Here is a 24,088-nt window from a genome sequence, read left to right on the forward strand (position 1 = left end):
CTGGAATAAACGTTGTGTTATCCCAGCTTATTAGTCGCAGACAATTAAAATGTCATTCGGCTATTGTCATTTCCATATACTCTAAATGGCGTATTTAAATCAATTCCATTATTAAGTACCACTTGGACGCAAACACCGTCTTTTTCGTCTAGTTTTGCCGCAGCTAACACAAGTCCCCCTTCTCGCCAACCACCGGCAAGTTTATATTCAAGTGTACTACCAATTTTAGGTAGAACATCACTCGTGCCCTTTATAACATACATACCACGAGTATTTGCTCCACGGAACTGCGCTCTAGCTACCATTTCCTGACCACAGTAACAACCTTTTTCAAAGCTGATTGCATCATAAGATTGCAAATTACAAGCTTGTGGTAATAATATTGCCATATTGTCATTATCAATGATAGGATAACCAGCTTGAAGATCAAGTTTTAGCCAGTCGCTACATGGATGTAAATCTTCAGAAATAGGCTCCGGCGTTACCATAATAACACGCATTTGCGGTAAAGGTAGTTTGATATAGGTGATATTATTTTCAGTAAAACAGTTTTTATCGCTTAATTTTTCTGTGATTCCAGGGGGGATCGCATCTCCAACCAAGCCGACCATATTTAGATCTTCGACTGGTTCGATAGTTACTTTAGAAAAAACAGCGTATTTTGTTAGTTCGGCAATCTGTTTTTTAACAACACTTTTACGCTCAATATAGTAAATATCATTACCTCGTTGAAATAACAATAAAGTACTCCACATTCTGCCTTTACTGTCGCAATGAGCAGCATAAAGAGTAGATTTTTCTGAAAGTCGGTTAATATCGTTAGTTATTTGACCTTGCAAGAAAGCTCGGTTATCCTCACCTGTAACTTTAACTAATTGCCAGTCAGCAAGAGAGGTTGGTTTAGAAGAAATATTGCTCATATTTGTACCTTTGGGTGATGAAGAATCCTAGCACCGTTATGGCTAGAAATACTTATCTCCTGAGTTTATATAAAAAATAAAAAAATAACAATAAAATCAATTAGCAATATTTAAATAAAATAGATAGATTACGGATATTATTCATAATATTTTAAAAAATACTTTTATTTGTGGATAATTTTTTCAGTAAAACGCTTAGTTAATTGACTTTAATTGATTTTGTTTATAAGTTGATGCAAAATAAACCACTAAATGACTAATCAGTTACATTGGAGACAACAACCATGGCAAAACTGTCAGGCGCAGAGATGGTTATTCAATCTTTGATTGACCAAGGAGTAAAACAGATATTTGGCTATCCCGGTGGTAGTGTTCTTGATATTTATGATGCAATTCACACATTAGGCGGTATTGAACATATATTAGTTCGCCATGAACAAGCTGCGGTACATATGGCCGATGGTTATGCTAGAGCAACAGGGAATGTTGGTGTTGTTTTAGTTACATCAGGTCCTGGGGCAACAAACACTATTACTGGTATTGCAACAGCTTACATGGATTCGGTTCCACTGGTTATATTGTCAGGACAAGTTGCCAGTAACCTAATTGGTAATGATGCATTCCAAGAATGTGACATGATCGGAATTTCGCGTCCGATTGTTAAACACAGTTTTTTAGTCAAAGATAGTAAAGATATTCCAGAAACTATCAAAAAAGCATTTTATATTGCTTCGACAGGTAGGCCCGGTCCAGTGGTTATCGATCTACCAAAAGATATTGTTAATCCAGCTAACAAATATAATTATCATTATCCAAAATCAGTTTTAATGAGATCTTACAATCCAACTATTCAAGGCCATAAAAAACAGATCAGAAAAGCATTAACCACGTTATTATCGGCTAAAAAGCCGGTGTTATTTATTGGTGGTGGGGTTATTGCCGCCGATGCTAGTGGCGAAATTAAAACACTTGCAGAAAAATTAAACTTACCTGTAGCTTCAACGTTAATGGGTATTAGTGCTTTTCCAGGAACTGATAAACATTATCTTGGTATGATAGGTATGCACGGTGTTTATGAAGCTAATATGTCCATGCATAATGCCGATGTAATTTTTGCAATTGGTGCACGTTTTGATGATCGAACAACCAATAATGTTGAAAAATATTGTCCAAAAGCCAAAATTATTCATGTTGATATTGATCCGACTTCTATTTCAAAAACTATATCTGCTTCGATTCCTGTAGTTGGAGACGCAAAAGTTGTTCTTGAAACTTTGCTGTCTATGTTAGATGAGTTAGATACAGAACGTGATCTTGACGCATTAATTGATTGGTGGAAACAGATAGAACACTGGCGATCACGTCACTGCTTAGCTTATAACCATGAAGGGCTAAGCATTAAACCACAAGAAACGATACAAGTGTTATATAAACTAACCAAAGGTGATGCATTTGTGACGACCGATGTTGGTCAGCATCAAATGTTTACTGCGCTTTATTACCCATTTGACAAACCACGTCACTTTATCACATCTGGTGGGCTTGGCACGATGGGATTTGGTTTGCCAGCAGCGCTAGGGGTTAAATTAGCATATCCTAAAAAAACCGTTGTATGTGTAACAGGCGATGGTAGTATCCAAATGAATATTCAAGAATTATCAACTGCATTGCAATATGGCTTACCAGTATTGGTTTTAAATTTGAACAACCGCTTTTTAGGTATGGTTAAACAGTGGCAAGATATGATTTATGCTGGACGCCATTCAAGTTCTTATATGGAATCTCTACCTGATTTTGCCAAAATTGCAGAAGCCTATGGTCATGTTGGTATGGTAATAACAAAGCGTGAGGAACTAGAATCTAAACTGAAACAAGCACTGGCAATCAAAAACCGTTTAGTTTTTGTTGATGTTATGACTGATGCGACTGAACATGTATATCCAATGCAAGTTCGAGGTGGTGCAATGAACGAAATGTGGCTTAGTAAAACGGAGAGAACCTAATGCGTTATATATTATCAATCTTAACCGAAAACGAACCAGGCGCATTATCACGAATTATCGGCTTGTTTTCGCAACGTGGTTTTAATATCGAAACTATCACCACTGCGCAGACTGAAGATCCAACCATGCACCGCATGACAATTCAGACCTCGGGTGATGAGCATGTGATTGAACAGATCCAAAAGCAATTGCATAAACTTGTTAATGTTTACCGTGTTCATGATTTAACCGAAGGCCCGCATGTAGAGCGTGAAATCATGCTAGTAAAAGTAGAAGCAAAAGGTTCACAAGCACGTGATGAAGTTAAACGTTGTGCCGATATTTTTAGAGGATCGATCGTAGATGTTACTGCAACACATTACATTGTACAACTATCGGGTACTAGTGAAAAACTAGATTCATTTTTATCCTCAATTCGTGAAACATGCAATATTATCGAAACCGTCCGTTCAGGAATTATTGGCTTATCACGTAGTGAAAAAACAGTTAAATAGCTACATTTATAGTTAACATATTTATTAAGGCACATTGTGCGCCTTAATTTTGTTAACAGTATTAAGTTGTTTGTTTTTTAGTTAAAAGGCATAAAGATGTTGTCATAATTTAATCTCGCCAAAAATTAACAATAACAGCTCGTTATGCCAAGAACTATGCTACTAGATACTTACTTGAAAAAGTGCCAAAATTGGAAGATCAGTAGTTTCTAGATTAAAGTAATAATTGTTAGTAATAACCATTACTATATGTAACAAAAATAGAAATAATAATTACAATGTATAAAACAATAAATACAATCGAAGCGATAAATGTAATTAGAAAATATTTCCAATAGCCATAAATATTTTCTATAGCATCAACAATATCGTCTCCTTTTCGAAGACTTGCAGCTAAGCTAAATGCACTTCCCGATTTGAAAAGTTTGGCTCCAGCAAAAATTTGAGGGATTCCAACAATAGCAGTAATTATTCCTAGACATGTAAAAGCGCCAGCAATTATAAAAATAACACCAAAAACTTGTTGCATAGTAGCAATAAAACGCATATGTTTTATTAATAATTCAGTTGTTTGAAAAGAAATTGTATTTGTTTGATTTGTATTCATTTTTATTCCTTATATTATTGCGCTATTTGAAAGCGGCGAATAGAATAGCATTTTTTCAATTAATGTCGAGGTGATTTTTTGCATACTAGCTCAAGTTTAAATCGTTTTTCTATTGCCCCAATGTTAGATTGGACGAATAGATTTTGATTTTAAGGGGTCGACTTTATCTTGGGATCCTATTGGGAGTCTAATGTATTTTAATAAAAAAGTAAATATTCCAAAAAAAACGACAATCAAAAGGTGGATGTTTTAAATTTTAAAAACAAAAAAAGGGCCGAAGCCCTCATTTTATTTCATTCCATCTAATTCTTTTTTTGCCTCTTCTCTTTTCATATCAATAAAATCAGCTAAATCTTTAATGTGTACTATTCTTGGAGCTTTTTGTCCTTGATCTAGTCTAAACGTCGGTATTGAAAGTTCGCCGCAAATAGCTTTTTTATTTGCTGTTTCTGGCTTCATTCCAAGATATCGTTCTGCTATTTGAGATAGAGGTATTGTTGGCGTGTTAAATTCGGCCATTAGTAAAAATACTGTATTCATTATAATACTCCACAGGTTTCGTTATCTGCAATTTAACGATTATTTATTGGTTTCATATGCAACACACATTTGCTCTGCATCGTACATTGCGTCATGTAGTGCGTTGTGTTTTATAAAATTAAATGACGGCGTATGTCCTTCAATTTTTCCTTTTGTTGTTCGTGTTAATGTATCAATATATGTTCTAACATCTCGCACTTGGTAATATAACCACGGCGTTTGTAATGAATATTCATTGAATGCATTTTCTAAAATAATCGGGTCAAAATTTGTTCCTCTAAAATAAAATGCAATATCAGAGTTAATTTTTTCCCATTCATTTATTTTAGATATTAATTTCTTAAGAGCTTCTTCTAGGTGAGAATGCCCTGGTGCAGGGAATACAATTTTTTTATCAACTTGAGATCTCCACCATTCTAGCGTTTCATTGCTGATCGTTCGGTTGGAATAAAATAATTGGTCTGGCAGGTCACATGACAGGTATAGATGATGATCACAGTAACAACCTGAAATTTCAACCATTTCTATTTTTTCTAACGTTTCATTTAAATTAAATCTATCAAATGCAAATGCTCCAATTGACAATATAATTGCCGTCGGTTTTGTATCTAATGTTTCAATATCAATAATAATAGTGTTAATTGTCATAGTTAGGCCTTTATTTTATTTGTTTTTTATATTCATATTCATATTCAGTCATAAACTGATTAAATCCATTTTTACTATTAATCATATTTATAACTTGTTGCTCGCTAAGTTCTACAGTATTTGGTGTCGCTAACCAAAATTGGGTTAACCTATGCATTGGGTTTGCTGTTTCCCATAAATTTATTTGAAACTCAGCCAGATAATCAGATAGTTCAGATGTAAAATACTCATTAGCTGTTATGAATGTGTCTGTTTTTAAATACTCACGATTTAGTTGATCACGACAAATAACGCCTGCCATTATTTGCCATTTATAACGCACTTCGTTCAACATTCTAGCTTCGAACGATTTTGGTTTGATTTCAGAACCTTTGTAGTAAACAAACACATCAACAGCAGTGATATCTAAAATCATGTAATCTTTGGCCACAATTCTAGATATTTGCTGATATTTTAGTGTTGGGTTATATTTTTTGTTTCGCTTCTTTTTCATAATTACGTTCTAGCATTTATTAACTGCAGTTATAAATTACTATCGATATAAGATAATAAGTTTTTGGTTAGGCTTCTTAGCTTGATATAACTATCAGGAACTACATGTTCGGTTGCTTTATTCATGATGTCATTTTTATTTTTTATGCTATGTAATTCATGGTTCAATGATTCATTTAAATCAGCCAATTCATTATGTCGAGCTTGGCACTCTTCTAGACTATTTCTTTGTTTATTAATATGAAATTGTAGGTCTTTTATTGTGTTATGATTTCTTGCTAACTCATTTTTTTGTTTTGAGATTTCCGCTTTTAGTGAAGATATTTCTTCTTGCATCCCATCACTTTTTTTAATTTCTTTTTTCAAGAGTTCATTGATTTTAGTTTTTTCATTATCTAATTCGTTGTAATTGTTACATGATGCGTTATATTTTTTAGTTAACTCAGATATTTTCTCATTTAATAAAACAATCTTTTTATCTATTTGAGATTGTTTTACTACTGCACTTTGTTCTTTGGAGTTAATATCAATGCTGACAACGATAAAACCGTTTTCAATTCCATTTGCTTCAATGTCAAAACTAGTAATAACCGCTTCAACTGAGTTATCGTTATCGCTTCTATCAGTGATAATTAATATGTCACCAACGACTGGCTCACGTGCAGCAGTTAGAATCAAAAACTTTTGTTGCCCAGATGAGATTTCAATAAAATTAGAGCTATTAACTTTTACGCCATATTCTGCCATTTTTACATCTCCTGTTTGATCAACTCATAAAATCGACGCATGAAGCGGTTATAAGCAACACCACTTGGTACTGGCTCTATTTTTCTCTCAAGCAATGGAATGTCTTTTAACATTGGCCACTCTTTGCCATCATTAGCTATATCACGATGCTCAGTTGCTAATAAAATAAGGTCAGCTTGTTTAACTTCAGGAGAAATAGTTAATGGCAAATTAAATTTTTGCCTGATAACTTGATCAACCTTGTCTTCAACTAGGCGGTAATCAGGTAATAATTTTTTTAGTGGTGACGGGATGTCTTTGCAGTACGCTTCAACAGCATCATGTAACAATGCTTCTAATTTAAATTTATCGGCAACAACGTAACTACATTCAACAGAATGTTGAGCTACAGAATAAAATCTATCAAGCTGGCCAGTGTAACGGCATTCATGAGATAATCCTTTTGCGATATCTTCAATACAGATTGAATCGATAATAGGGTTTTGATAATCAAAATTTAACCCTGAATGGGTTGTAATCCAAGTCATATAATACTCCACATATTTTTGTTAATGTTTTTAATAATTAATCCAAATACATTCAGTTCTTATTCCTGTCCCGCGGTATGCTGAAACTTGTGCCTGTTTTGTGTGTTTAGACCAATCTTTCAGCATATCGTTGTAAAGTTCGCTGTTGTAACCAGAAATAACAACCATTCCTTTAAGTTGTTTGACTGCTGTTAATAACTCAATATGATCTTGGTCTGACATTTCAAATGAATATGCACGATTACCCATTTTTCTAGTTGAATGTAAATATGGAGGGTCAACGTAATGTAAAGTGTTTTTTTCATCATGATGTTGCATAACTTGTATTGCAGGTCTGTTTTCAATAATTACGCCCGCAAAACGTTCGCCAACACATGCAATATTCGCAGGGAAGCGAGTCCATAAATGTGATGCTAATGAATACTCGCGTTTACTATCTATTCTGAACCCCATAGTTTGTTTTGTTGCCCCCGCTGATCCAAAGCCCATGCATGCTCTAACAACTGTACGTCTAGCCATTTCAATAGGGTCTAAGGCCGGTTCGTATGCGAGTAAAAATTCTTCGCGGTGATAAGGTGTTAGTATGCATAATTCTTGCAGGCGTTTGCATTGTTCTTCGTTTTGCAAAACCCTAAATAAGTTAACTATCTCACCGTCAAGATCATTATAGACTTCAGCATAGCTTCGAGGTTTTCGTAGTAGAACTCCAGCTGCACCGCCAAAAGGTTCTACATAGCATCGGTGTTCTTTAAAAAAGCTGATGATCCATGGCGCTAATCGCCACTTTCCACCATGATATCTAATAGCAGGGTGTTTAAGGTTATACTCAATTTCTGACATAATTACTCCACAATGTTTAATAACGTCTGCACTCGTTACTTGTAATTAAAAAATATTTGAAAAATTATTCTTTTTTAGGAACCTTATTATTAAATTCATCGCATATTATATTTGCGGCTTTTATGATTGTGTTTACCTGCTCATTTGTGACAAAACAACCATTATTTTGTTGATCTATTTCTTTCATAATTGCACAGACCAAACTTATTTGGTCTACTCTAACTGGTGTAATCATAATCACATCACCTTTTTAAATTTTAGTTCAGCATCATTTGCGTGAACAGATTGCTTTATCTCACCCCAACAAATATCTACATTGTTTTCATCGTCGTTTTGTAAATAAAAATTCAACAATTCTGCGGCATGACGTTTTGCATCCTCTTTGGTATTGTGATATTCAAAGCCCTCGCCATTATGATCATATGTAAAATATTTCATAATTACTCCTTAATACCTATTCCGATCTCAACAAGATCTGGGAAATAAGAATCAACTAACTCTTGTTCGTAAGCATTTTTATCTTCCGCAGCTTCATATTCAGCTTTATCAACTTCTATTTCTACTTCATTGTATGAAGGACCAATTCGCGCGCTCACTATAAACGTTACTTTTTCTGACATAAGTACTCCTGCGGTAGTGGTAATTCATCTAAATACGTCCATGCAATTACAGTTTTGCCGTCATCAGTATCGTCCTCATGATCAATATCGGTAACTAAGCTATAGCCATAGTAAAATAACTCGATTTCGCGCACATAGGCGAAAACTTGCAAAAAAGGTTTATCGCAATACTTGCTTTTTACAAGTGCAATAATTTTGTCTTCTCTTATCGTAACTGGTTTTTCATCGGGATATTTACGCCAGTTTAATTTAGTCATTATCTTTATCATCACAATTTCTAACCTCTATTGTTTTAACCGTTGATTTTGGTAGGTGCCACTCTGTCGCCAACGGCGTGGCTACCGTCTGGAAATGGTTTTAGACTTGTATATTTCAAATTAGTGGGCTAACCGCATAAGGGACAGATCACTGCTAACACTAATTATCAACGCATATACCAGACGCCCCACTGCGTTATTGCACCGCTTTAGTAAAATCGTTGATTAAATTAGCTAGTTCATTAGCAACTAAAAAGAAATCAGCTTCTATTCGTTTTGCTTTATCATCTAGTGAGATATCGCTATTTTCATCTAACATTTCAGATGAATAGCTAATTTTGGAAAAAACGAGCTCAGTATTTACTGTAAAAACTGTTTGTTGTTTATATGAGAACGATAGCGATTTAATTTCACGCCCGCCATTTAGATAACTTTTGACTTCTTCTGCAGTAAGGTTTTCGTCAATAAGTTTTATTTTTCCATTACCGTCTAATGGATCGGCTAACATTGCATCATTGAGAATAAAAAAATTAGGTGGGGTTGTGTCATTACATACCCATTCTTTTAGCGTGAATGATATATTATTTTCAACAGAAAGAGGTTTGAGTGCTAATGCGCCTAATTCTTTTCTTATTAGCGCAAGAACGTCTTCGGCTTTTTTAAAGCTGGCTGTTTCTACCGCTATAAATTTACCTTTATCATTAATCCAGACGTAGACGTATTGATCTTTTGTGAATGCAACGGGCAATAAGTCAATAATAACCTCATCTTTTACACAATGTTTTTCACTCTTAGTTGTGCTACGGCCAAGTTTTTGTTCGAGCTGTTCAATTCGTTCAGAAGTTTTTTTCTTGATAACAGATGACGGTAGCAGCTTGCTTTCAATGCGTAACTTTAATAATGAGGCCCTTGGACCTGTAATTTTAATACGTCATCGTTATCAATTGGCGAAACAAAACCTTTTTTAATTGAATCTGTTGGTCCGCAGGGTGTGAATGCCATGTTTTTTAGCATGTCGTTGTCTAAACGTTCTATGCTACTGTTTTTATCAAATTGATAAATAATTAGGTTTTTGAAAAACATATTTAATACTCCACAAATTTTATAAATCATTTTATGAGCCCTCTGCACAGGACTCATATTTTTATTTATTTAGATATGACAATCATATAAACTAAATAATGCGTTTTCAGATGCGCTGTTTACTAACTCCCAGAACTTAGCATTCCAGTCAGCTTGTGAAACATCGTCAGAAGATAAGCCAAACCAGCCCATTTTCCCCTTTGAGTACCAATTACCATCTTTAATTACTGCATATGTAACGCATGTTGATTCAATACAACGTTTGACAAAATCATCTTTTGATTTACCAAAATAGTCAAACGGGCAACATAAAAACGGATATAGCTTAGAAATTTTAGAGTCTTGCTCAATTAATTTAACAGCAGGCTGGTTATTGTAGAAATCCCTTGCGCTTTCAATGTCTTCATGTTCTTTTTTACATTCTTTCCATGTTTTAGGATACTCTAAATTTTTGTCGGATAAAAATGAATGAAATAGGTCGTACCTTTTTTCTGCGTCTAGACGCTCGTTAGAAATAGCTGTATCGAAATCAATATTACGTTTTAACGCAAATGGTGATGTTGTTTGGTCTTTCAGTTGGAAGCCTCCAAATCTTCCGCCTAGGCTATACCAATCCCATTGGTAGTTTGGGTTTGTTCTTTGAACTGCTTTAATTAATTTGCCATCTTTAACTATTGCATAACCAAATTTATGTTGGTCAAGTTTATTAATTTGACTTTCATCTTCAACAATTGAGTCTTCTAGACCGTGACAACACAAAGCAGAGTCTAAACTACCCTGTTCATCGACGGATGATAAAACATTTTCGGTAATGTCTACGTCTTGAACATATTGATCATCTTCGCCAGTACTTTCAAATTCATGAAATGGGGCTAATTGTGCTTCTGGATTTTCTCCGATAACTAAAACTGCAAAATGACTCATACTAATACTCCACGTTATTTATTAAAAATCTTTAAAAACGCTCTGGTCTGCACTCCAAGAGCGTACGATTTACTCCACTAACATTCTGTAATCAGGAACTGCATTAACTAAGTGTGCCTATCTTTATACTTGTTAGGCTCAAGTGTCCTTTTGTCACCACAACAGCAAGGGATTTTGATATAATTTAGGTAACCACAATTACAAAGGATATTGATATATGTCAGAAAATGGTCTTATATATATTTTTGAAAAAAACAAATTCATTAAAATTGATGATTGGAATGATGTATTAAATAGACCCAACTTTGTGACAAGTTTTGATCCAACAGGGAAAAAACTTGTTGATGTTATTGGACATTATTCTCTTAAAAAACAACTTCATTGTTGCTTAACCAATTGTAACCAACCTCATAATCATGGCTATTTAGTTTTAACTTCAACAGGTGAAGAAACTTATATTGGGAATCGGTGTGGAAAAAATATATTTGGTGAGATCAATTTTAAAACATTAACTCGTTCATTCGATAGGTCTTTAAAAATTTCACAAGCAAAACATTCATTATTGGACAGCAAAAGTAAACTAGATTTCTGGTTTGATAGACTAAACGCTTTAAAACCTATTGCAAAAATAATCTTAAAAAAAATGTCTCAAATAGCCAATATAGATCAAGTTGGTTCCTTTGCAAAAACTGAATTTTCTAACATGGCAAGATTAGGTAATGGTCGAATAATTTTAACTCGTAAAGCAAAACAAGATGAAATAGATGTAATGAAACTACAAGGTAAGAAACCACCTTATGTGGTAGAGGATCTTGTTGGTGTAGTTTCTAATGTATCCGTTTTGAGTGATGCTAATAATTTAAAAAAATTATTATTAGTAGAACTAGAAGAAACATTAATAAAACTATCTCTTATGCCTTCTGATATAGATGATGAGGATTTTATTTTGGACACATTTAAACGTGTTAATAATATAGAAAACTCTTTTAATCAGGTTATATCTATTTTGGATAATTCGAAAAAATTTTTTACCGAAAAAAACCTCAAACCTATATTAAATAAAATGATAAAAGATAATGCTATTCCGAATAACGATAAGGATATCAAAATATTTCGAACCTTCTTGCGTTCACTTACTCAATAATTGGGTTTTCGGGTAATATTGCCCAAGATACGTAAAAGTCATCGCTAAAACGGTTCATCATGAAATCATAAAAGCCATCAAATGAACCGTCATCGTTAAACATTATATTATCAGCTAGATGGTAACCATCACACTTATTAAAAAGAATCGCTTCTTTTGTCCAATCTTCAGGTTTTGGTTTTTCTGATGCAGGGTGAAATTCAAGTTTGATAATCATATAACCTCCTATATTAATAAAAATACACTTAGTTAATACTGTTCCTGATTTTTAAAGAACTATCAAAACAATTCATCAAAAAACACTGTATATAAATTCAGTATTTTATTATAATGAATAACTCTAATTAACTGATTAACTGATCTAAGACTATGGACGAGATTAAAACAATAAAACACAGTTGTGCTATATGCCAAAGCCACGAATATCTTTTCGAGCATGAACCTAAGCTAAACCCAAATGATGAGGCTATTTTTGTTAAAAGCATCTCATGCGCTTTATGCGGTTATCCAATTTCAGCAGTAGAATTCATGGAATCAGAAACGGGTTTCAAATACGACGAACTGAAAACAAGAATAATTAATTAGATGTTTTGATTTTTAAAGAGCTATGTAAAACTAACTGCATTTAATTTTAGATAACTAAACAAAAAAGTCAACATTATTTTTATCGAATAATAAAATAATTTTAGAAAGGTAAACGTTACGGCAGGAGAAAGTGACCTGATAAGGTCACTATTTTATTGTTATTTTATTTTGCACGTTTTTTCTACATCTGTAACGATATTATCGTAGTTATCAAGATCAAAAAATGCAATAAATTCCGCTTTGGTATTCTTTGTTAATGGTTTCATTGTAACAATGATACGTTTCTTATTTTTCATGAAGTTAAACACTTCTGTAACATCGAGACTACCTTGTTCTAGTTCTATATACTCACCATTAGAAAACATTTTTTTTCTAATGGAGTTTTTATTAAGATCCTCAATTAAAACCTCTACCTCACCTGCATTTTTGAAGTTAGGGTCTTCTGTGTAAATGAAAAATCTTAAATCCCCATTATCATTTACACTAAAAAGATCTGTGCAACCAATCGACATTGAAGTGTTTTTTTCAGAGCTTCTTTCTGCATGAATACTTGCTGTTATTTCTGTTTGACCTTCTTTTTTTACTTCCCAGTCCGCATAAGCCATATTGCTCATACAGCTCAACAATAAAATTAATGATATACATTTATATTTCATACTCGTCTTTTCCTAAATATTCTATGTTCAACCATTGTGCCTATTATACGTATTTGCTGGTTTAATGTGCTCATGGGGCTATAATCTGGGTTTAATGGTATTAATTCAAATTGCATCCTATTATGCTTGTCATAACCTAATTCACGATATTTCTTGAACGTAGCTTCTGATTCGCCGTTCATTGCGACAACAAATTCACCAGGGTATGGACGTACTTCAGGATCTACGATTATTAAATCACCTTCTTTAAACTCGGGCTCCATTGAATCACCTTTTATTTTAAGTGCAAATGCTTTTTTTGATAGATCTAAAGAGGTTATTATATATTCAAATCCTGTTGAGTCTCTTAGTTCACAAGACTCTGTCCACGCTCCAGCTTGGACGTAACTAATTAATGGTACTTTGTATGGATGTAATTCTACTGGGACTATATTAGATTCAAAGTTTCCCTTTAATAACCACGCAAAATCACAATTAAGAGCAATTGACAGATCAAATAAATTTTTAGAACTGGGTGTAGATATATCTGACTCCCATTGCGAAACAGAAGAATGGTTTGCCCCTTTTATTGATTTAGCTAGTTCGCGTTGGGTTAAGCCCAGTTCTGTTCGTTTTTGTTTTATTCTAGATCCAATTGTATTCATAAAGACACCTATTAATAAATAGTTTAGTTATCTTAACATCTGTTGACTTTAGATAAATAAACATATAATATTTAGAAAACTAAACAAAAAGGAGGCATAAATGTTCAAAAATATCGTTTTAAATTATTTTAATGGTGTAACTCCATTAGCTAAAAGTTTAGGTATATCAAAAGGGGCTATCTCTCAATGGGGAGACATTATTCCCGAAAAAAATGCTTATCGGATTCAGGAAATAACCAATGGAGCATTAAAGGTTGATACAAAATTATATCGAAATAAACATTAAAACAACCACCAAAAATGAGAGGCAAATGTGGACAATAGAAATTATCCAACCCCAAAAGAGATAACCGATGCAATTCATCAGTTAATCACAGCATTTGACGGTAAATACCCTGAGATGGCTAAACGATTAGATCCTACATCAGGTACAGAAAATGCATTGCGCAATCGAGTGCGTCAATTAAACGGGCAAATGGTACCGCTTGGAATGATATTAGAAATGGAAGCAGAAGCCAATTCTAATGTTATTACAGAAGCAATTGCAAAATATCGAGGCGGTGTTTTTGTTAAGTTGCCTGAATTTAATGAATTTGATAACGACGAGCTACTAAATAAATTTAATAATTTGATTGCAGATCTTGGTCAATTCTGTCGGCAACATAATGAATTTACGTCCGATGGCATATTAGATAAAAAAGAGAAAAAGTCATTAAAAGCTACGTCGTATGCAATTCAATGTAGATTAAGTGAAATTATCGTTATAACTGAGATGATTTTTGGAAAGGGTGACCGATAGCAATTTTGCAGAAGGCTATCGGTCGGTTGCGAAAAAACACTTGTGGAGTATTAGTCGCATGAATAGTTTAACACTAAATTGTACTGTAACGCAATTGCGTTGTAAGTTTTCACAATCAGGCTTTGAATATGAAGCTATGATAAATCACATCTGGACACCTGTCAGCCACAAATTTGTTGAAGATTTGTGGAATTACTTTTACAAACAAGCTCATAGAAAGGTGGCGTCATGAACCTGCTATTTGATAGCGAGTTATTAGTTGTTAATCCAAAGTTAGCAACACTTATTGGGCTAAATGAAGCCATTATTTTGCAACAAATGCATTATTGGATAGGAAAAACCAATAATAATTATGATGGCAAAAAATGGATTTATAACAGCGTGTCCGAGTGGGCAAAACAATTTCCCTTTTTTAGTGACTCAACGATTGTCAGAACGATAAAAAATATTGAGAAAAAAGGGTTGGTTTTTGTTGGTAATTATAACAAAGACGGAAGAGATAGGACTAAATGGTATTCCATAGATTATACAAAGTTAGATGAACTTGAACAACTTGCATTTAGTCAAAATGACAAAATGCAATCAGTCAATTTGACTAAATGCATTCCGTCAAATTGCGATAATGCATCTAGTCAAAATGAGTCAATGCATTTACCCAAAATGAGTAAACCATTACCAGAGACTACTACAGAGACTACTAATAATATTTTATTGTCTGGAAATTTTGACAAATTTTCAGACGATGAAAAATTAAAGCGCTTTTTGCATAAAAATCCTGATGCCCATATTTATACGACATTGGGTAAAAAATGGGGAAGTGTAAAAGATTTGGAGTGTGCCAAGTGGATTTATAAAAAATTATTAATTGTGAACCCTACCGCTGTTGAACCTAATTGGGTTGATTGGTCTAACGATATTCGATTGTTAAGGACACAAGTTTTAGGCGATCACGTTGATAACCCTCACAAAGAAATTTGTAGGCGATTCAAAATAGCCAACATGGATAGCTTTTGGAAAGATAATATCCAGTGTCCAGCAAAACTACGTAAACACTGGGATAGATTCCATTCTACAACAAATAATAAACCAACATCATCAGAAATTGATTGGCACAGTACAGGCTGGGCAGGAGGAACTGTATGAAATCGTTAGCCGAGATTTATGACAATTGTAATGGGTTAGCCGTTAAAGCTCAGCCTGTTGATCGCAAAACTTATGTTATTAATGAAATTGAAAAACAATTCAATCAAATATTCATTGAGTTAAAAGCGGTATTCCCTGCAATAACTGCTGTTATTAAAACACAATCAGATCTGGATACGTTTAAAAAACAATGGTTATTGTCATTTGCTGAAAACGGCATAACAACGTTACGTCAGTTTGAAATTGGCATGAAGAAAGCACGTCAACAAAGCACGCCATTTGTTCCATCACCCGGTCAATTTATTTCATGGTGTAAAGAGGGCGAGGCATCAGGTATGGGGTTACCAACCGTTGCTCAAGTTATGCGAGAGTTCAACAAGTATAGTGCTGAGATTGGTTTTTCATGTCAAACAGCGGAGCAATTCCCTTGGTCTCATCCAGTCATGTACTGGATTGTTACCGACCTTAGAAAGCACATGCGCCAATACAACCAATCTGAGTTTGAGGTTGAAAAGCGTGCAGAAATGCTAATTAACAAATGGGCAAAAAAATTAAGTCAGGGTGACGTCATCCCTGAAATTCGGGTTCAGCTTGAAGATAAAAAAACGGGCTCAGGCTACGGCGTATATTATTGTAATTCTGATGCAGTCAACGCAATGAGAGAAAGGGCGAGAGAGAAAGCAAAAAGGAGTATAGCAGAAAATGGCTAAAGTTGATTATAAACATTCAAAAAGCAAAACTGATTCAGATATAAAAGATCTATGGCAAACACCGATTGAGTTATATGAATTTTTAAATGCTCGCTTTAGTTTTGTTTGTGATGTGGCTGCTAGTGATCACAATCATTTGCATTTGAATTATTTAACTGAGTCATATGATTCGTTACTTAACGGTTGGGCTCACTTAAAAAGCGGTTTTGCGTTCTGTAATCCTCCTTATTCTCGAATCTTACCGTGGGTTAAAAAAGCACGTGAAGCTGCGGATCATGGTGTTGGTACCGTGATGTTATTACCCGTTGATACATCTGTTGAATGGTTTAACGAGTTACGAAAATTAGCTAGTGAAATTTATTTTATTGTTAATGGTCGTATTTCATTTGTCAGATCTGACAATAAACAAAAAATTCACGGTAATAATCGTGGTTCATTATTTGCGGTATTCAATCCTCGCTCTTTTGGTGAGTGTCGAATTTCTTGTGTTAACCGCAATGATATCTTTGATACTTACGAAAAAATCAAAGACACAATCCCAGATCCTAAGGTGAGTACTGTATGGCCAAAACAAGTTAATGAAATTTTTGATTCGGTAGAATTTTCTAAAAATTTAACCATTGAAGATCAAACAAAGGTTAAACAAAGTATTAATAAAATGATTATCGATAATCTCCCTATAGATCAAATTAATAACGCAACTAGATTTCTGGTGAATAGAATGGAGGCTAAACGATGATAAATATAAGCAATGAGCGAATATCATTTGAATATGCTATGCGCAAAAATGGGTGCCCAGATATTCATTTAAGAAAGGATAGAAAGGGCGGATATTTAAGGAAAAACATGGAGTCAGCATTTCAAGGTTGGGTGTTAAAAGCGACTCAAAGCAGCATGATGACTAAACAAGCTACAGTAACTGTTTCATGTGATTTATTAAATGAATTGCTATGTGCTCAAAATGAAATTATTGTTAATTATAAAATAAATAAAGGTGAACATATTTATTGTGGTCGCTGGAATGAAGAAATTAATGATTTTATTGAAACGTACAATCAAGTCGCAGAAATACTTAATATTGAAAAAATGAAGTTGGTTCCAAATGATTGAATTAACATTACCATTCCCTCCATCAATGAATACTTACTGGCGCAACTTGAATGGCAGAACGCTATTAAGTGTTAAAGGTCGAAAATATAAAACTGCGGTTATTGCTGCAGTTTATGAGCAATTAAAAAAGAAGCCTAAACCAATTACAGATAATGTTGCTGTCAAAGTTGAATTTTATCCGCCTAATAATATTAGGCGTGATATGGATAATTATTTTAAGGCTTTGTTCGATTCACTTACAACAGCAGGCGTTTGGGTTGATGATAGTCAGATTAAACGAATTGAATCAGATTGGTTTAACGATAATAAAGGAATGGTTTTAATAAGCATTTGTGAAAAAGCTGCATAAAAAATAAATAAAAACCCGATTTACTGGGTTTTTACTTTTTCAAATTCACAAAATCAATTATTTATCATATTTAAATTTATGTATTCTAATCTGCTTAATATATCGTAAACTAAAATCTTTTACTGATGCTATTATTTGATTTCCGTTGATTTTGTAACTATCAAAATCAGCTAAACAATTTAAATCTATCATATTGATTGAGCCGGTTAACATTACGCCCGTTTTTGCAGTTAATAATTCAATATCGCGTAAAAAAGAATTATAACGATCTAGTTCACTAGAAGAACGCTCAATATGAGCGTAACAAATTTTTTTATTTGCTGTCGATTTCGACAGCGTTGCGTTAATTGCTATATTGTGAGATTTGCTAATATCATTTAATAATTTAATAAATTTTTTCATGCTTTAGTTGCCTCTTAATTATCAAATTTTTCAATATAAAAACTATTTTTTAAGTTATCTGTTGTTTTCCCAATTTTTAGTATTTGTTGCATTGTTTGCAAAATTTCGAGCCGAGTATTCATTTTCATAAAAACATTGTCATCAATTAATTCTTTATATTCTGCGTACAATTCGCGTTGTAATTTTTGTAATTTTTCAACTTTTTCTTCTAGTTTTATCTCATTAAATTTATTCATTTTTTATCCTTTTTTAAACTTGTTATCTGTTTCAATAACGATAATGTAACTCTCATCAAAAACAGAGTCCAGCATTATTTTTATCTTTTTTGATAAAAATATTTATTTTGATATTTTTATCAAAACAAATAAAAATTTATTGCTTTTTTTATCAAATTTGATACAATTATTAAAAATAACAAAACGGATTAGTTAAATGTTCACAATAAAAACACATGATGATGCAAAAGCTGAAATTCTTAAGTTACCATCAGAGTTAAAAGGTCGAACAATTAAATTGATTGAAAAATTGGAATTATTCGGACAAATGCAAATGCCACATAGTAAAGCGTTGGGAAATGGTTTATTTGAATTGAGAGCGTTAGAGCGCAATAATATAGCTAGAACTATTTATGTATATCAAAAAGAAAAAACTATTTTTATTTTGCATGCATTTGTAAAAAAAACACAAAAAACGCCAGCCGGCGCACTACAAATAGCACGAACAAGATTATTGGAGATGATTGAAAATGAGTAAAAAACACAGCACAACATTTAGTGAAATTAAAGAAATGGCGCTAGCAGATCCTGCTGCGCGTGCAGCATATGATGAAGCCGAGAACGAGTGGAAATTGCGTGAATTGTTGTTAACAGCAAGAGAAACAGCAAAACTATCTCAAACCGAGCTAGCAAAACGTTTAGATGTTGCACCTTCTAACATAAATAGAATTGAGAAATCACCGCTTAACACTAATATAAAAACGATTTTAAAATATTTAAACGCGTGTAATACAAATATTGATTTTGTAATTTCCTAACTATACGTATAACGCCTCCGAACGATAAAAATTTAACTTTATTTGTTCGGAGTCATCATTCCTCTTTGTTATCTCTTCAAGTTTATCAGCCAATAAAAACAGTAAACATACCATCTTACATCTTTTATTTTCTTTATAATTTTATATAATGTATATATTAACAGTGTCAGAGTGCAGACTGACATATTGCGAAAGAGGTTGCTTAACAATGCAGATGTTAAGCGAATATAGAAACAAGTGGAGTATTAAAAAATGAATCAATTAATTGCTATTGAAAATGTTATTATTCGTCAAAATAAGCAGGGGTTGTATTGCTTAAATGATCTTCATCGAGCATCAGGACAACTAAATAAAAACCGCCCATCTTTGTGGCTTGAAAATAAACAAGCCCAAGAATTAATACAAGAAATAACTGAAGAATTTGTCAAAGCAGGAATTCCTGCTTTGGAAGTGGTGCATGGTGGTATTGAGCGAGGGACATACGCTTGTAAAGAGCTTGTTTATGCCTATGCAATGTGGATTAGCCCCACATTTAATCTAAAGGTTATTCGTACATTTGATTCTGTTGTAGCTAGAAAATCATCAGAAGTGGATAAAGTTAATATCGGATTGATGATTTTAGAATCTGCATCTAGAACTTTAAATTTATCTAATTCAGCCAAATTAAAAGGGTACCAAGAATTACAAAAATATTCAGGTATACCCTGTCTATTACCTAATTATGCAATAGATGCACCAAGTGACTCAGTCGATGGTTCCAGCCGTGTATCTTTTTCATTAACGCATTTATTACAAAAATATGAAGTTCCATTAAAAACGACAGTGGCTTATGCGATATTGAAAGATTTAGGCATTGTTGAGCGCAATAAACGCAAGAGTGTTAAAACAGGTGAAGAAAAAGAGTTTTGGTCAATTACTGCGTATGGATTGTTATATGGTAAAAATCTTACTCCACCGAATAACCCTAGAGAAACGCAGCCTCATTTTTATGATAGTAGATTTAAAGAATTACTAAAGCTAATGCAAAACGCTAAAGTGGCATAATGAAAGCAATACTTACTCCATATTGCCAGCCTGAGCTTGGACTAGTCATTCTTAAACCTGGTGCAGAGTTATTAAAAAAACTGTGCACAGGTAATCGTATTATTATTTCTCAAAGTGGTGAAGAGTATGCGGGTATTAAATCGGGTATTATTCAAGATGAGCAACCATTATTAAATAATAAATATATCGATCCATTTATATTACATGACACAGTAGTTGATAAACTAAAAAATCTATATAACTTTGATTATTTTTTAAATCAACGATATAAATGTCAGTTAGAAGATGGTGAGTATTGTCATCATGAATTAGTGAATGAAAAAGTTGGCAATTCAGCTATTCGTGTGTGCTGGCATCACAATAAAGATTTAGTTATTGATGATAATGTGAAAACGCTAGCAAAGCGCAACTTAAAAAAATTTCTAATCGAATGTGTTATAAACCAGTTAAAACATGACAGTAATCATCTGTTATCAATTCAAGAATTAGCATGGTGGGCTGTAATCAATCAACTGCATGAACTCATACCTGAGAATATGGCCAGATTACTGCATAATAGACCAATTGAAGAGATAAAGTCTGTTTACAAAGAATCTGATTTAGTAGCTAGTGATGATCGTTCTGCACCAATGTTGCGAACAGAAATAAGCAACGCATTCAATTGTATGGCAACTTTAACAAAACCAATTAGAAAAATAGCTGTAGATCCTGAGTCGCCAGAATCGTTTATGCTTAGACCAAAAATGAGGCGGTGGGAATCAGCGAAATATACTCAATGGGTAAAAGCTCAGCCATGTGTTTGCTGTGGTAAACAAGCTGATGATCCTCACCATATAATCGGTTATGGTCAAGGCAAGATGGGAGGAAAGGCTCATGATATATTTACCTTACCGCTGTGTCGAGAACATCATAATGAACTGCATAGAGGCGTTGAAGCATGGGAGCAAACACACGGGTCACAAATACTGTTATTAGTTCAATTTTTGGATCGTGTTTTTGGGATGAAAGTTATTTTTTAAGTGAAAATAATTAATTAAATTTTCGGCGGTTAAATATTTAGTTGATTTCTAAAATCATTAGAATGTCTTACTTGCATTCTTTTTTCTCTAATCAGAGTATCCTCTCTTAAAGGTAAGCTTGTTAATTTTCGTTCTTCTTTTTCAATTATAGAAGGTAATTCATTTTTAATTAATTCCTTTCTTATGTCATCAAATAAAGATATATCATAATCGTAATTGATATTCAATTCGTTGTGATACCTGTAATCAGAAATTATAATTTCCCTTCTTTCATCTGGCCATTCGTTAAATATTTTTGGTGATAAATAAAAATTAGAATTCATCATAAACATTAACTCTATAAAATTTAATGAGGAAATCTTTGTTTTAAGCTCGCTGTTAATCCACTCAATAGTGTCATTATCAGACGCTGCAGTTATTAAACTAGTATTTTCGAATGGAATTACAATAAATAAATAGTCAATATAGTGACCATCTTTTTTGAGACAAAGATAATTTTGAAAGATTGCTGGCACAAAGAAATCTAATTTTTTTACTAATACTTTAGCCTTAGTAAACTCTTCCGACTGATAAGGGTTCATTTTTAAAGCGAAATTTGAACATAATGTTAAGGGAGAATTTAAAGTCGGCACATCAATTGAAAGATCAGCAAACAGATCTCTCATTTGTGTATCATTAATAACTTTATTATTCTGATAATTTGAGTTGTGACAAGTGTTCACTCCCAAGGTTTCTTTTTCACAAATAGTTAATATATTATAAGTAAACCAAATTTTAGACATAGAACGATATAGCTGAAGAAAAATGTCTTTTAGAGTAGTGATTCCATATCTATCAATTGATGAAAACAAAGAATCATGTTCATGGCAAAAACCTTTGAAAGTTGATGCCTCATGTATTCCAATTTCTTTAAAAACTATTTCTTTACTCATCCCCTTATCATTTATTTTAAAATCGTCAGTCCTTAACTTTCCAGCAATGGCTATTTTTTTCAACATGCTAGTTTTAGAAAAACAATGAGAATTTATTGCTTTTTTATCGCAGTGTTGATGTATACATATTGAATTACTTTTTTTTGAATTTAAATTTCGATATTTTTCTGTATATTTGTCAATATTTCCCATTTTTACCCTTGTTTAATAATTAACCATTTTAAAAATGGTTAATTGTATAAAATTTTAGGTAAAAATGCATTGCTGGCGTATATTTAAGCGCGAAAGAATTTTATTGGCATCTAAATAGATAGATGCTAATATAACATAGTGTGGAGTATAAGCAATAAACAGAGTGCAGACTGTTATATTGTAAAAATTCCTCTCTTATCAATATTGGAGAGTTACATGAAGAGAGATATTAAACAAGTCCTTGTCGCATGGGCTAATGTTAGACGTAGTATAAGAACGGGTTTAGAATACCCATATAAATCGCCATCAATTCTTAACGATAATAATGGCGTTGACCCTCGCCCATTACTCAGTGAAGATGAAGCTGAAATAGTTGATAAAGCTATTTTGTGCTTATCAAAAATAGATATTATTTCTTATTCTATTCTTAAATCAGTTTATATCAATCAACAATCTTGTCGTCAATTAGCCAAAAATACACATAAAAGTAAAGATTTTGTTTGTGACAAATTAAAGATGGCTGAAATTTATGTGTTCGCTAAAATTCATGATGTAATAAGTGATGTTATTTTATAATTTGACAATAATTTTGTCGGGTTGTATATTTGTGTTTGAGTGCTCAACACACTTATATAACCAAAAGCGGATAACCGCAAACCGAGATTTAGCGGTTTTTTTGTATCCAGTTTATGCTAGGTGGCGAACTATCCGTAAGGACGTTGGCAGGTGTAAATCTTACTTTTGGGGTTTATATTTGTGTTGAAGCACCTAGCGCCCAATCAACATGGGAAAATAAACTAAATCAAAAGGTACAAAAATATGTCAAACATATCTATTAATTTCTTTACGTTTAACTTCAATAATTCACCTGTTCGTACCACTGAAATTAACAACCAATTATGGTTTTTAGCTAATGACGTTTGTTCTATTCTTGAATATAAAAACCCACGCAGAGCAATAGAGTTACATTGCAAAGAAAAGGGAGTAACAAAACGGTACACCCTTACAAAAGGTGGTAATCAAGAAATGACTTATATTAGTGAGGCAAATTTATTTAGGTTAATTATTAAAAGTAAACAAGAGAAAGCTGTTATTTTTGAAGAATGGGTCATGGAAGATTTATTACCCACGATCCGCAAGACTGGCAGTTACTCATTAACAATTAATGCCGAACAACAACAGGCAATCCAACAAGCGGTAAATGAGCGAGTTTATCGAACAGGCGAACGACACCAAGCTATTTACACCAAACTACATCAGCAATTTAAGATCCCCCGTTATCAAGATTTACCTGCAATTCAATTTGATAGTGCAATTGAATTTTTAGGTGGATTATTAACTAAACCAGAAGCGTTAACTGGCGATGAGCTTTGTGATTTTGCTTGGCTCTATAAAGCAGCAGAGCATATGCGTAGAGAAATTGAAGAAATAGAGCCAGCACTTAGAGTGTTAAAATCAGAAAAAGCCACGCTATACTATACGATGAGCAGAGAATACCGCAACTTGATTCAAGTTTGCAAAAAAATAGTACAAAATAAAATGAAAACCACTCAAGTGAACACCGACAATCTATCTTGGCAACGGGTGTTACCATTTATTCAATAAACTGAGCCCGAAAGGGCTT

Annotated in this window: 37 protein-coding genes; 16 read left to right on the forward strand and 21 right to left on the reverse strand. The window is 33.2% G+C overall.

The window, feature by feature from the left end:
• Window positions 1–44: 44 nt before the first annotated feature.
• Window positions 45–920, reverse strand: coding sequence for a tRNA-modifying protein YgfZ (gene ygfZ / locus A9G44_RS12155; protein ID WP_065611291.1), 876 nt, complete (start codon window positions 918–920; stop codon window positions 45–47).
• A 284-nt stretch (window positions 921–1,204) separates the two neighbouring features.
• On the opposite strand from ygfZ, the gene ilvI reads away from it, so the two are divergent.
• Window positions 1,205–2,923, forward strand: coding sequence for an acetolactate synthase 3 large subunit (gene ilvI / locus A9G44_RS12160; RefSeq protein ID WP_065611293.1), 1,719 nt, complete (start codon window positions 1,205–1,207; stop codon window positions 2,921–2,923).
• Window positions 2,923–3,417, forward strand: coding sequence for an acetolactate synthase small subunit (gene ilvN / locus A9G44_RS12165; RefSeq protein WP_065591025.1), 495 nt, complete (start codon window positions 2,923–2,925; stop codon window positions 3,415–3,417). The genes ilvI and ilvN overlap by 1 nt, the downstream gene beginning before the upstream one ends.
• 229 nt (window positions 3,418–3,646) lie before the next feature.
• On the opposite strand, the gene A9G44_RS12170 is transcribed toward ilvN, so the two are convergent.
• From A9G44_RS12170 to A9G44_RS12230, 14 genes are all read right to left on the reverse strand, one after another.
• The gene (locus A9G44_RS12170; RefSeq protein WP_065611295.1) at window positions 3,647–4,024 is read right to left on the reverse strand and encodes a DUF5362 family protein; all 378 of its coding nucleotides are present in this window, start codon (window positions 4,022–4,024) and stop codon (window positions 3,647–3,649) included.
• Window positions 4,025–4,312: 288 nt separating this feature from the next.
• A complete protein-coding gene (locus A9G44_RS12175; protein ID WP_065611297.1) occupies window positions 4,313–4,564 on the reverse strand; it encodes a pyocin activator PrtN family protein in 252 nt (83 codons plus the stop codon).
• A 39-nt stretch (window positions 4,565–4,603) separates the two neighbouring features.
• Window positions 4,604–5,212 carry a 3'-5' exonuclease gene (locus tag A9G44_RS12180; RefSeq protein WP_065611300.1) on the reverse strand — a complete coding sequence of 203 codons (609 nt, stop codon included), beginning with the start codon at window positions 5,210–5,212 and terminating at the stop codon, window positions 4,604–4,606.
• Between the two features lie 10 nt (window positions 5,213–5,222).
• The gene (locus A9G44_RS12185; protein WP_065611302.1) at window positions 5,223–5,705 is read right to left on the reverse strand and encodes a hypothetical protein; all 483 of its coding nucleotides are present in this window, start codon (window positions 5,703–5,705) and stop codon (window positions 5,223–5,225) included.
• Window positions 5,706–5,734: 29 nt separating this feature from the next.
• The gene (locus tag A9G44_RS12190; RefSeq protein ID WP_065611304.1) at window positions 5,735–6,451 is read right to left on the reverse strand and encodes a hypothetical protein; all 717 of its coding nucleotides are present in this window, start codon (window positions 6,449–6,451) and stop codon (window positions 5,735–5,737) included.
• Between the two features lie 2 nt (window positions 6,452–6,453).
• Complete coding sequence (locus tag A9G44_RS12195) at window positions 6,454–6,978, reverse strand: hypothetical protein (RefSeq protein ID WP_065611306.1); 525 nt, start codon at window positions 6,976–6,978, stop codon at window positions 6,454–6,456.
• Between the two features lie 30 nt (window positions 6,979–7,008).
• A complete protein-coding gene (locus tag A9G44_RS12200) occupies window positions 7,009–7,818 on the reverse strand; it encodes a DNA adenine methylase (RefSeq protein ID WP_065611308.1) in 810 nt (269 codons plus the stop codon).
• A gap of 64 nt (window positions 7,819–7,882) precedes the next feature.
• Window positions 7,883–8,053 (reverse strand): hypothetical protein, encoded by a 171-nt coding sequence (locus A9G44_RS13610; RefSeq protein WP_179854849.1) that lies wholly within the window; start codon window positions 8,051–8,053, stop codon window positions 7,883–7,885.
• A 2-nt stretch (window positions 8,054–8,055) separates the two neighbouring features.
• Complete coding sequence (locus A9G44_RS12205; protein WP_065611310.1) at window positions 8,056–8,256, reverse strand: hypothetical protein; 201 nt, start codon at window positions 8,254–8,256, stop codon at window positions 8,056–8,058.
• 2 nt (window positions 8,257–8,258) lie between these two features.
• Window positions 8,259–8,438 (reverse strand): hypothetical protein, encoded by a 180-nt coding sequence (locus tag A9G44_RS12210; RefSeq protein WP_065611312.1) that lies wholly within the window; start codon window positions 8,436–8,438, stop codon window positions 8,259–8,261.
• The gene (locus tag A9G44_RS12215; RefSeq protein ID WP_065611314.1) at window positions 8,423–8,695 is read right to left on the reverse strand and encodes a hypothetical protein; all 273 of its coding nucleotides are present in this window, start codon (window positions 8,693–8,695) and stop codon (window positions 8,423–8,425) included. The genes A9G44_RS12210 and A9G44_RS12215 overlap by 16 nt, the downstream gene beginning before the upstream one ends.
• Window positions 8,696–8,891: 196 nt before the next feature.
• Complete coding sequence (gene rdgC / locus A9G44_RS12220) at window positions 8,892–9,623, reverse strand: recombination-associated protein RdgC (RefSeq protein WP_081298337.1); 732 nt, start codon at window positions 9,621–9,623, stop codon at window positions 8,892–8,894.
• Window positions 9,590–9,808 (reverse strand): recombination-associated protein RdgC, encoded by a 219-nt coding sequence (rdgC, locus tag A9G44_RS12225; protein ID WP_065611318.1) that lies wholly within the window; start codon window positions 9,806–9,808, stop codon window positions 9,590–9,592. The genes rdgC (A9G44_RS12220) and rdgC (A9G44_RS12225) overlap by 34 nt, the downstream gene beginning before the upstream one ends.
• Window positions 9,809–9,847: 39 nt before the next feature.
• Entirely contained in the window at window positions 9,848–10,702 is an 855-nt protein-coding gene (locus A9G44_RS12230) for a hypothetical protein (RefSeq protein ID WP_065611319.1), read from the reverse strand.
• A 217-nt stretch (window positions 10,703–10,919) separates the two neighbouring features.
• Here A9G44_RS12230 and A9G44_RS12235 point away from each other — a divergent pair, with 217 nt between their 5' ends.
• A complete protein-coding gene (locus A9G44_RS12235; RefSeq protein ID WP_065611321.1) occupies window positions 10,920–11,846 on the forward strand; it encodes a hypothetical protein in 927 nt (308 codons plus the stop codon).
• On the opposite strand, the gene A9G44_RS12240 is transcribed toward A9G44_RS12235, so the two are convergent.
• The 3 genes from A9G44_RS12240 to A9G44_RS12255 all read right to left on the reverse strand — a co-directional run bounded on the left by A9G44_RS12240 (window position 11,836) and on the right by A9G44_RS12255 (window position 13,731).
• Window positions 11,836–12,063 (reverse strand): hypothetical protein, encoded by a 228-nt coding sequence (locus A9G44_RS12240; protein ID WP_065611322.1) that lies wholly within the window; start codon window positions 12,061–12,063, stop codon window positions 11,836–11,838. The two genes, A9G44_RS12235 and A9G44_RS12240, sit on opposite strands and share 11 nt — an antisense overlap.
• Before the next feature lie 526 nt (window positions 12,064–12,589).
• Window positions 12,590–13,087: a hypothetical protein gene (locus A9G44_RS12250; RefSeq protein WP_065611326.1), complete on the reverse strand. Its 498-nt coding sequence runs from the start codon at window positions 13,085–13,087 to the stop codon at window positions 12,590–12,592.
• Window positions 13,084–13,731, reverse strand: a complete 648-nt coding sequence (locus tag A9G44_RS12255; protein ID WP_065611328.1) for a LexA family protein — start codon at window positions 13,729–13,731, stop codon at window positions 13,084–13,086. Before A9G44_RS12255 ends, A9G44_RS12250 begins: the two co-directional genes overlap by 4 nt.
• 100 nt (window positions 13,732–13,831) lie before the next feature.
• On the opposite strand from A9G44_RS12255, the gene A9G44_RS12260 reads away from it, so the two are divergent.
• From A9G44_RS12260 to A9G44_RS12295, 7 genes are all read left to right on the forward strand, one after another.
• Window positions 13,832–14,017: a Cro/CI family transcriptional regulator gene (locus A9G44_RS12260; RefSeq protein ID WP_065611330.1), complete on the forward strand. Its 186-nt coding sequence runs from the start codon at window positions 13,832–13,834 to the stop codon at window positions 14,015–14,017.
• Between the two features lie 27 nt (window positions 14,018–14,044).
• On the forward strand, window positions 14,045–14,530 hold the full coding sequence (locus A9G44_RS12265) for a YmfL family putative regulatory protein (protein WP_065611332.1): 486 nt from the start codon (window positions 14,045–14,047) through the stop codon (window positions 14,528–14,530).
• Window positions 14,531–14,758: 228 nt separating this feature from the next.
• The gene (locus tag A9G44_RS12275) at window positions 14,759–15,673 is read left to right on the forward strand and encodes a hypothetical protein (protein WP_065611336.1); all 915 of its coding nucleotides are present in this window, start codon (window positions 14,759–14,761) and stop codon (window positions 15,671–15,673) included.
• Window positions 15,670–16,383, forward strand: a complete 714-nt coding sequence (locus A9G44_RS12280; protein WP_065611338.1) for a replication protein P — start codon at window positions 15,670–15,672, stop codon at window positions 16,381–16,383. Before A9G44_RS12275 ends, A9G44_RS12280 begins: the two co-directional genes overlap by 4 nt.
• Window positions 16,376–17,122 carry a phage N-6-adenine-methyltransferase gene (locus tag A9G44_RS12285; RefSeq protein ID WP_065611340.1) on the forward strand — a complete coding sequence of 249 codons (747 nt, stop codon included), beginning with the start codon at window positions 16,376–16,378 and terminating at the stop codon, window positions 17,120–17,122. Before A9G44_RS12280 ends, A9G44_RS12285 begins: the two co-directional genes overlap by 8 nt.
• A complete protein-coding gene (locus A9G44_RS12290; protein WP_065611343.1) occupies window positions 17,119–17,493 on the forward strand; it encodes a hypothetical protein in 375 nt (124 codons plus the stop codon). The genes A9G44_RS12285 and A9G44_RS12290 overlap by 4 nt, the downstream gene beginning before the upstream one ends.
• Window positions 17,489–17,842 carry a RusA family crossover junction endodeoxyribonuclease gene (locus A9G44_RS12295; RefSeq protein WP_065611445.1) on the forward strand — a complete coding sequence of 118 codons (354 nt, stop codon included), beginning with the start codon at window positions 17,489–17,491 and terminating at the stop codon, window positions 17,840–17,842. Before A9G44_RS12290 ends, A9G44_RS12295 begins: the two co-directional genes overlap by 5 nt.
• Window positions 17,843–17,899: 57 nt before the next feature.
• On the opposite strand, the gene A9G44_RS12300 is transcribed toward A9G44_RS12295, so the two are convergent.
• A complete protein-coding gene (locus A9G44_RS12300; RefSeq protein WP_065611345.1) occupies window positions 17,900–18,244 on the reverse strand; it encodes a hypothetical protein in 345 nt (114 codons plus the stop codon).
• A 14-nt stretch (window positions 18,245–18,258) separates the two neighbouring features.
• Window positions 18,259–18,480: a hypothetical protein gene (locus A9G44_RS12305; protein ID WP_065611347.1), complete on the reverse strand. Its 222-nt coding sequence runs from the start codon at window positions 18,478–18,480 to the stop codon at window positions 18,259–18,261.
• A gap of 196 nt (window positions 18,481–18,676) precedes the next feature.
• Between A9G44_RS12305 and A9G44_RS12310 the strand changes: the two genes are divergently transcribed.
• The 4 genes from A9G44_RS12310 (at window position 18,677) to A9G44_RS12325 (ending at window position 21,340) form a co-directional block, all read left to right on the forward strand.
• Window positions 18,677–18,997 carry a type II toxin-antitoxin system RelE/ParE family toxin gene (locus tag A9G44_RS12310; protein ID WP_065611349.1) on the forward strand — a complete coding sequence of 107 codons (321 nt, stop codon included), beginning with the start codon at window positions 18,677–18,679 and terminating at the stop codon, window positions 18,995–18,997.
• Window positions 18,990–19,277: a helix-turn-helix domain-containing protein gene (locus A9G44_RS12315; protein WP_065611351.1), complete on the forward strand. Its 288-nt coding sequence runs from the start codon at window positions 18,990–18,992 to the stop codon at window positions 19,275–19,277. Before A9G44_RS12310 ends, A9G44_RS12315 begins: the two co-directional genes overlap by 8 nt.
• A gap of 252 nt (window positions 19,278–19,529) precedes the next feature.
• Window positions 19,530–20,321 carry a KilA-N domain-containing protein gene (locus A9G44_RS12320; protein WP_065611353.1) on the forward strand — a complete coding sequence of 264 codons (792 nt, stop codon included), beginning with the start codon at window positions 19,530–19,532 and terminating at the stop codon, window positions 20,319–20,321.
• Window positions 20,321–21,340, forward strand: coding sequence for a DUF968 domain-containing protein (locus tag A9G44_RS12325; protein ID WP_065611355.1), 1,020 nt, complete (start codon window positions 20,321–20,323; stop codon window positions 21,338–21,340). The genes A9G44_RS12320 and A9G44_RS12325 overlap by 1 nt, the downstream gene beginning before the upstream one ends.
• Window positions 21,341–21,369: 29 nt before the next feature.
• Here A9G44_RS12325 and A9G44_RS12330 read toward each other — a convergent pair whose 3' ends face one another.
• The gene (locus tag A9G44_RS12330; protein ID WP_065611357.1) at window positions 21,370–22,464 is read right to left on the reverse strand and encodes a hypothetical protein; all 1,095 of its coding nucleotides are present in this window, start codon (window positions 22,462–22,464) and stop codon (window positions 21,370–21,372) included.
• Window positions 22,465–22,680: 216 nt separating this feature from the next.
• On the opposite strand from A9G44_RS12330, the gene A9G44_RS12335 reads away from it, so the two are divergent.
• Both A9G44_RS12335 and A9G44_RS12340 read left to right on the forward strand, forming a co-directional pair.
• Window positions 22,681–23,040: an antiterminator Q family protein gene (locus A9G44_RS12335; RefSeq protein WP_065611359.1), complete on the forward strand. Its 360-nt coding sequence runs from the start codon at window positions 22,681–22,683 to the stop codon at window positions 23,038–23,040.
• Between the two features lie 243 nt (window positions 23,041–23,283).
• A complete protein-coding gene (locus tag A9G44_RS12340) occupies window positions 23,284–24,069 on the forward strand; it encodes a BRO family protein (RefSeq protein ID WP_065611360.1) in 786 nt (261 codons plus the stop codon).
• Window positions 24,070–24,088 lie beyond the last annotated feature (19 nt).

The sequence above is a fragment of the Gilliamella sp. Occ4-3 genome (assembly GCF_001690675.1).
GTDB classification, from domain to species: domain Bacteria; phylum Pseudomonadota; class Gammaproteobacteria; order Enterobacterales; family Orbaceae; genus Gilliamella; species Gilliamella bombi.